Below are 7,569 nucleotides of genomic sequence, written 5' to 3'. Positions count from 1 at the left end.
CGGCTCACCCGTCGAACGTCTGGAGGAACGGTCATTGGCCGCCGTCTGGGTGTTTGTTGCGCCAACCGTCGCAAAGGAGAGGAACAATGCCGCCACTGGCCCCGCGAGTTTCAATTCAGACAAATGCGCATGGCGGAGTTTCATGCTCGGTGGTTCTGAATCAGACGCCACAATCGCCGATTCGTTCAATCGGCGGGGTGAAACCGAGTTATCCACGCACTGTTTGTTTCCTCGTGCTTATACTTCACCCAGGACGGACGATGATTGGAACGAAACTCAAGACCCCCGTTGTTCAATGCTCCTCGCCACATTCAGGTCTGACAGGTGTGACGCTGCAAGTTTCGAGCAACCCGGTTGCATTGCGGTTATGCCGGGCGTGACGCGCAGCGGCTATCACACCTGGGCAACGCGCACGCCCTCAAGCGCGGGTCGGTGCATCACTTCGAAACGAATAATTAGCCAAGGACTCTCTTTTAGGAAGGAAAACTTTGCACTATGATAGATGCTACTAATCGTTCCGACATTGATGGTGCTGAGGTCCCCGGCTCACTAAACCCTTTGATGCACTCGTATCAGGAAATGGAGCCAGTTGTCGGACTCGAACCGACGACCGACGGTTTACAAAACCGTTGCTCTACCACTGAGCTAAACTGGCTGTCAGGCCTTGTCGGAACTGGAAAACCCGCACAACGACATGCCGTTCGGCAATGTCACGACCCTATAGCAGAATGAAAAAGGGAAGCAAGCTCGGGAAAAACAGGTGTCGGGCATAAAACGTTTTTGGTTGACCGCCTGAAGCGGTTAATCCTGTTTTCGCCAGCCGGTGGAATCGGCCCTGCGCGGCCGCCACATTGCGCCGGTCGGAGTTTCCCCGCGGTCGATCCGGGAGCAGGACGTCGAAGTGCTCTACCACGGCGTTGACGACTGCCGGTCCGGAGTTTAATTTGCAAACGCTCTGGCATTGCACACGATGAGATCACTTGTCCGCTTCTTTCTCTTTTTCGCTGTCGCGGCCCCCCTGGCGGCCGGCGACCTGCCGCCAGCGATACGGTTGTTTGTTGAAAAACACTGCACGGAGTGTCACGACACCGACACCATGAAAGGCGGCCTCGACCTGACGACGCTCAAATTTGAGCCGGGGAACTCCACGAATTTTTCACGATGGGTGCTGGTGCATGACCGCGTCAGCAAAGGCGAGATGCCGCCGAAGAAAAAGCCGCGTCCAGAAGCGGCAGAATTGGAGGCATTCACGAACTCGTTGTCTTCGTCGCTCGTGGCCGCGGAGCGGGCGCGCATGGCGAAGGAAGGCCGGGCGACGCGCCGCCGGCTCAATCGTTACGAATACGAGAACGCTTTGCGCGATCTTCTGCATGCGCCGTGGCTGCAGGTGCGTGATTCGCTGCCGGAAGACGGCGAGGCGGATCGCTTCAACAAGATCGGCGACGCACTCGACGTGTCGCACGTTCAGATGGCGCGGTATCTCAACGCGGCGGACTACGCGTTGCACCAGGCGATGGCGCCGCAGGCCCGGCGCCCGGACCCAAAGGTCAAACGCTACTACGCGCGCGATCAGCGCAGTTACACCGGCCCGATGAAGTTCACTGTATTCAACACCGCGCCCGAGCGCGCCACCTTCCCCGTGCTGGGCTTCGAAGGTCAGCCGGACGTGCGCCGGGGTGATGCGCCCGTCACCAGCACGAACGCGGAACTGCGCGAACTGGAAGGTGTCGGCGTGGTGGCGAGCGCTTACGAACCCATCGAGCCAAAGTTCAACCAGTTCCGAGCGCCCGTTCCCGGCCACTACAAGCTCCGCTTCAATGCGTATTCGGTTTGGGTTGGACCGGGTGAAAGCAACAAGTGGTATATTCCGAACCTCGACGACATTTCGAAAGGCCACCGCGACGAGCCGATCACAATCACGGCCGAAACACCACCGCGCCTGCTCCGCCATCTCGGTGACTTCGACGTGACGCCAGAGCCGGCGGTGCATGAACTCGACGTTTGGCTGCTGGCCGGCGAAATGATACGGCCTGACGCCGGACGCCTGTTTCGCTCGCGGCCCGGCCCGGCCCGCTGGCAGAATCCGCTCGCGGAGAAGGACGGCCAGCCCGGTGTGGTGTTCCGCTGGATGGAAGTCGAAGGCCCGATCTACGACGAATGGCCTCCCGCGGGACACAAACTGCTCTTTGGCGATCTGCCCATGGTGAATCGCGAGATCCCGCAAGCTGAGGTGAATACCGGAAACACGAACCGCATGGGTCAGCGCCGCTTCAGGCCGCCTCCCGGTGTCGAGGTGATTTCTCAAAAACCGATCGCCGACGCCGAGCGCCTGCTGCGCGAGTTCATCCGCCACGCCTACCGACATCCGACCGGCGAGTCGGAAGTGAAGCGCTTCCTGCCGGTCGTAAGGAGCGCGCTGAAGGAGGGAAATAATTTCACGGACGCGATGATCGCCGCGTACACCGCCGTGCTTTGTTCGCCGGAGTTCATTTATCTTGAAGAAAAACCTGGACTGCTCGACGACTACGCGCTCGCCGCACGCCTTTCGTTTTTTCTCTGGAACTCGCCGCCGGACGATGGACTGCGCCACTGCGCGGAGAAGAATCAACTGCACAGGTCGGACGTGTTGCGGGCGCAAACGGAGCGGCTGCTGGCCGACCCGAAGTCCCGCCGCTTCGTGGACGCGTTCCTCGATTACTGGCTCGACCTTCGGAAAATCACGGCCACCGCGCCCGACGCGAATCTGTATTCCGATTATTACCTCGATGATTTGCTCGAGGAATCCGCGCTGGAAGAAACACGATTGTTCTTCGCCGAATTGCTGCGCGATGATTGGCCCGCGCGCAACGTCGTCTCCTCGGACTTTGCCATGCTCAACGAACGCCTCGCCCAGCATTATGGTTTGCCGCCCGTGCAAGGCGTGGCTCTGCGTCGGGTTCAGTTGCCGAAAGACAGCGTCCGGGGTGGACTCATGACTCAGGCTTCGGTGCTCAAGGTCACGGCCAACGGCACGACCACGTCACCCGTGTTGCGCGGCGCCTGGATCATGGAGCGCATTCTCGGCCAGAAACCGCCACCGCCGCCGCCCAGCGTCCCTGCGATCGAGCCGGACATACGCGGCGCAGTCACAATTCGCCAGCAGCTTGAGAAGCACCGCACCCTGGAAACCTGCAACGCCTGCCACGCGAAGATTGATCCGGCAGGATTCGCGTTGGAGAACTTCGACGTGATGGGCGGCTGGCGCGACCGTTATCGTTCGGAGGTCGAGGGTGAACTGGCGCATGGCATCGCCAAGAGCGGACAGAAATTCACCTTCCACTATGCGCTGCCCGTGGACGCCACCGGCGAGCTGCCTGATGGCCGGAAATTCCACGACATCCGCGACCTCAAACAACTCCTGCTCGCGGACGAAAAACAACTCGCGCGCAACCTCGCCAAGCAACTGGCGGTCTATGCAACGGGGGCGCCGATCCACTTCGCCGACCGGGGACAGATCGAGCAAATTCTGGAACGCGCCAGTTCCAGCCATTACGGCGTTCGCAGCCTCATCGACGAGCTGGTGCAGAGCGAATTGTTCCGCAACAAATGATTGAATTTCCCGTAAGCCGATCAATTCCGTCAGGTGGGACTTTATTACGGATTGCCTTTGTGCGGCGTCCGAGTAAGCTCTTTGAGGCAATTCCCGGTTCCCTGATGAAAGGCAGTTGACTGATCCAGGAAAACTCAATGAGGCGCATGTTTAGTCTGGTTGTCCTGCTGACCTCCGTTTGGCGTGGATCTGCCCAGGGAACGGTGCAATTCACGTGTTTGCTTCAAGGTGTTGAACAGGTCTCGCCGAGCACGGCAATCGCCGTCACCGGCTCCGGTTCCCTGACCCTCAATGGCAGTTTGCTGACCTACAGCTTTCAGGTTCCCAACCTGCTTGTGTTTCCCTCCGGAGCCCACTTCCATGCGGACGGGACGGACTTAATATGGAGCCTGGCACACTACGAGTACGTCCCCGCGTCCGGCAGCTGGCCGGGGGGAGTCACCTTCAACGGCAGCGGAACCATCCCTGCTTACCAGGACGAACTGCTGTCCGGCCATTGGTATGTGCAGCTTCATTCCCTGCAATACGTCGGCGGGGTGATCCGCGGGTACGTTGTGCCGGTGCCTGAGCCGACGACATCCGTCGTGTTCGCGGCGGCACTCGCAATGGTTTGGTGCGGTCGCGCCTGGGCAGCGAGAAGGAGATGATCGCGCTCTGCCAACCGCCGCGGACTGACCGGGGCCGACGGCGAACTGCCACGCACTCGGATTCATGGTGATGGACCATTTGAACTTTAACAGTGCGTCTCACGCTCACTGTCCGGCGGTCGCTGGAGGTTTGACGATCATCTTTCAAAAGCAAAGCAGGGCTGATGATGCGCCCGGCTGTGTGAAAAGCCTGAGACCGGAAAATACCTTGTTCACAATTGACCGATGACACATTTAAAAATGAGTCGAGATCGGTGATAGGGTGGTCCGAAAATGAGTTCTCACACAGTCTCGCGCCACAGGCAACAGCCGCCGTGCTCTGCCCTTTACCTTCGCACCGGTTCGAACACCGCACGTGCGCTCCACCGTCTCTGGAACCGTGAGCCTCCAACCCGGGGTTGATCAAACGCATGTCACGCGTCACTCAAATCCTGATTGCCGGGGCGCCATCGTCTCCAATGACACTGCTCAATGAGGTCCGGGCGGTGCCGGGCAAGGGACTGGAGGGCGACCGGTATTTTTCCGGCAGCGGCACGTTTTCCCCCAAACCGCAAAAACCCGATTTTGAGATCACGTTTGTCGAGGGGGAGAAAATCGCCGCGTTTGCCAGAGAGTCCGGCCTGCCCTTCAATTCTCTCCTGGCCCGAAGGAATATCGTGACGGAGGGCGTTCCACTGAACGATTTGGTTGGGGAGGAGTTCCGGGTTGGCGAGGTGCGAATGCGCGGCGTCCGGCTGTGCGAGCCCTGCAATCACCTTGCGAAGGCCAGTTTCCCTGAAATTCTAAAAGGGTTGATCCACAAAGCCGGCCTGCGGGCGCAGATTATTTCCGAAGGAATGATTCATGTGGGTGATTTGATCCGCAAAGAGCAATGACCGGCGACGCGTCCGACGGATGATCAACTGCCCACAAGGGCTTTGGAACGGATGGCGCGGAAGAGGATCGTCTTCCGGCGAATTGACCTGCCTTGACCCTCATCCTCCAATATGTTTCTCAAGCTCGCGCTGAATGACATCAGGAGAAATGATGGCCGGGGGCCGGCTCCATTTTCCCCGGTTGCGTTCGATGGACCCAAGTTTCACGCACCCAGACTCAGGTGGCCGAGCGCGAGCAGGGCGTAAAATGTGTATTCGCAATCCAAGTGGTCATCACTCCAATGGCCGTGAAAGCCGCCTTCGTTCGACCAGAGCGTGTCGAGAAAGTCCAGGCACCGTTCATGGACGTTCACGGGCAACCGGTGGTCCATCGCCGCCAAGGCGTGCAGAGTCGTCGCCGTGGACAACAGATCCGGGATCGGCGCGTCGGGGGCCGCCAAGAAGCCGCCCTGCGGATGCGCGCGTGCCAAGAGCCAATCGCCGACACCTTGATTCACCGGAAATCCAAGGTGTCTAATCAACGTGACGGCTCCTGCGGTGGCGTTGGTCGCGCCAACGCGCGCGCCGGGAATATTGCTCCACGCGCCGTCCGGTGTTTCTAGACTTTTCAGGCTTTGAATCAACTTCAGCGGATGCACCGGGGCGCGGTCGAGATCCTCATAGGCGCCGAGCGCAACGAAGGCGCCGTACGCGGTACCGTAAGCGAGCTTCGCGTCACCTTCGTAACCGCCGTCCGGTTTCCGGAATGCTTCGATCCGCGCCAGCAACGCGCGGTCGAGGCCCCGCGGCATCCGTTTGACGCCGACGACGGCCCAACAGCGGGCCAGCGCCGACAGGTGAACGAAATCCAACCCGTCGCCGTCGCCGAACGAGCGCAGATAGGCTTCGATGCGCTCTGTGGGCACTTCGATTTCAAGCGCCTGCATTCCGGCGAGTGTGAAAATCGTATAATAGAGGTCCGGCCGGCCTGCTCGATCTCGTCCGGCGCCTTCGGGTGTGAGCTGCTGTCGGAAAAAATTGCGAACAAGGTCGGTGGAATCGCCAAGCAGGCGCGGTGCGAGGCGGGCCACTTGCAGCATTTGGATACGAAGGCTCATTTGACTTCAATGCTCAATGGCTCCGGCGGTGTTTCCGGACCTGAATGCGCGATGTCCGGCATAAGATGTATGCGTTGATGATTTTTTGAATCGATACCGTAACCGCAGCGTCTTCTGTCGGGTCTAGAGTTGCAAGGAATGATCTTAATGAGAGTGACACTGAATCGGACGTGGAGTTTTTTTGTCATTGCTGTCGTTGCAAATGTGATGGCCGCTGACAAAACGACGTACTTCAATCCGCCTGGCACAAGGGCGATGGGGGAGCTACTGGAGAAAGTCGCTCGCGACATCAATCCCGGCAACAGCGCTTTTTTTTCGGAAAAGCGCATCGAAACGTTTGGTCCGCAGATCGGAAAAATCCACGATCCGGTGCAGCTCCAGCAGGTTTTGCCAGGATTTGCGCTCGATCTGCTGGACGCCGGACGCACCGAGGAGGCCATTGACGTGCTGGGCATGGTCGAGCGACTGCCCGGACAGGGCGGCAACTCCTTGATCCTGCGTGACAGGCGACGGCTTCGCACCTATGAGGCTGTTGCGCAAATGCGGCTTGGTGAACAACAGAATTGTTTGACCAACCACACGATCGATTCGTGCCTTCTGCCCATCCGGGAAAGCGGAATCCATGTTGATCAACGAGGATCCAGGAGCGCCATTCAGATACTCAAACAATCATTGGGGGAGTTCCCGGAAGATCTCAGATTGCGGTGGCTGTTGAACATTGCCTTCATGACCGTTGGCGAATACCCGGACAAGGTGCCCGCAAAATGGTTGATCCCGCCGCGCGTCTTCGAGTCCGACTACGATATCAAGCGATTTGTGGACGTTGCGTCGGTCGCAGGCGTGGACATTCAAGGGCTTTCCGGTGGCAGCATCGTGGAGGATTTTGACGGGGACGGGCTGCTCGACATCATGGTCTCATCGATCGGCTTGCATGACTCGCTGCGTTATTTTCACAACAACGGCGACGGAACTTTTGCCGATCTGACCGCTGAGGCGGGACTGACACGGGAAGTGGGCGGTCTCAATCTGGTTCACGCCGATTACAACAACGACGGGTATCCGGATGTGTTCGTGCTCCGCGGAGCATGGTTCGGATCCGAGGGACATCACCCCAACTCTTTGCTTCGTAACAACGGTGACGGCACTTTCACGGACGTTACAGAGGAAGCGGGGCTGCTCAGCTTTCATCCTACCCAGACCGCCGTCTGGTTCGACTACAACAATGACGGCCGGATCGATCTATTCATTGGCAACGAGTCGACCGGAACGGACGTCAACCCGTGCGAACTGTATCGAAACAATGGAGACGGAACGTTCACGGAATGCGCGGCTGACGCTGGCGTGGCAAACGTTGGTTTCGT

General features: G+C 59.0%; 5 protein-coding genes and 1 tRNA gene. 4 read left to right on the top strand and 2 right to left on the bottom strand.

The genetic code is table 11. The features are described 5' to 3' along the window. Positions 1-580: 580 nt before the first annotated feature. A tRNA-Thr gene (locus VN887_20610) sits at positions 581-655 on the bottom strand. 315 nt (positions 656-970) lie between these two features. Here VN887_20610 and VN887_20605 point away from each other — a divergent pair. The 3 genes from VN887_20605 to VN887_20595 all read left to right on the top strand — a co-directional run bounded on the left by VN887_20605 (position 971) and on the right by VN887_20595 (position 5,111). Next, the gene (locus VN887_20605; GenBank protein ID HXT42421.1) at positions 971-3,589 is read left to right on the top strand and encodes a DUF1592 domain-containing protein; all 2,619 of its coding nucleotides are present in this window, start codon (positions 971-973) and stop codon (positions 3,587-3,589) included. Between the two features lie 146 nt (positions 3,590-3,735). Further along, positions 3,736-4,236, top strand: a complete 501-nt coding sequence (locus tag VN887_20600) for a CHRD domain-containing protein (GenBank protein ID HXT42420.1) — start codon at positions 3,736-3,738, stop codon at positions 4,234-4,236. 410 nt (positions 4,237-4,646) lie between these two features. Next, the gene (locus VN887_20595) at positions 4,647-5,111 is read left to right on the top strand and encodes an MOSC domain-containing protein (protein ID HXT42419.1); all 465 of its coding nucleotides are present in this window, start codon (positions 4,647-4,649) and stop codon (positions 5,109-5,111) included. 203 nt (positions 5,112-5,314) lie between these two features. Here VN887_20595 and VN887_20590 read toward each other — a convergent pair whose 3' ends face one another. Continuing rightward, positions 5,315-6,208, bottom strand: coding sequence for a prenyltransferase/squalene oxidase repeat-containing protein (locus VN887_20590; protein HXT42418.1), 894 nt, complete (start codon positions 6,206-6,208; stop codon positions 5,315-5,317). 147 nt (positions 6,209-6,355) lie between these two features. Between VN887_20590 and VN887_20585 the strand changes: the two genes are divergently transcribed. Next, positions 6,356-7,569, top strand: a 1,214-nt coding sequence (locus VN887_20585; protein ID HXT42417.1) for a VCBS repeat-containing protein, incomplete at its 3' end; no start/stop codon positions are given.

The organism is Candidatus Angelobacter sp. (assembly GCA_035607015.1).
In the GTDB taxonomy this organism is placed as follows: domain Bacteria; phylum Verrucomicrobiota; class Verrucomicrobiia; order Limisphaerales; family AV2; genus AV2.
Note: the sequence above shows the minus strand (reverse complement) of the source record. Positions and strands in the feature narration are given on the sequence as shown.

Coding starts and splice junctions, on each gene's coding strand:
- VN887_20605 (HXT42421.1), top strand. CDS start 971: ATGAGATCACTTGTCCGCTTCTTTCTCTTTTTCGCTGTCGCGGCCCCC.
- VN887_20600 (HXT42420.1), top strand. CDS start 3,736: ATGTTTAGTCTGGTTGTCCTGCTGACCTCCGTTTGGCGTGGATCTGCC.
- VN887_20595 (HXT42419.1), top strand. CDS start 4,647: ATGTCACGCGTCACTCAAATCCTGATTGCCGGGGCGCCATCGTCTCCA.
- VN887_20590 (HXT42418.1), bottom strand. CDS start 6,208: ATGAGCCTTCGTATCCAAATGCTGCAAGTGGCCCGCCTCGCACCGCGC.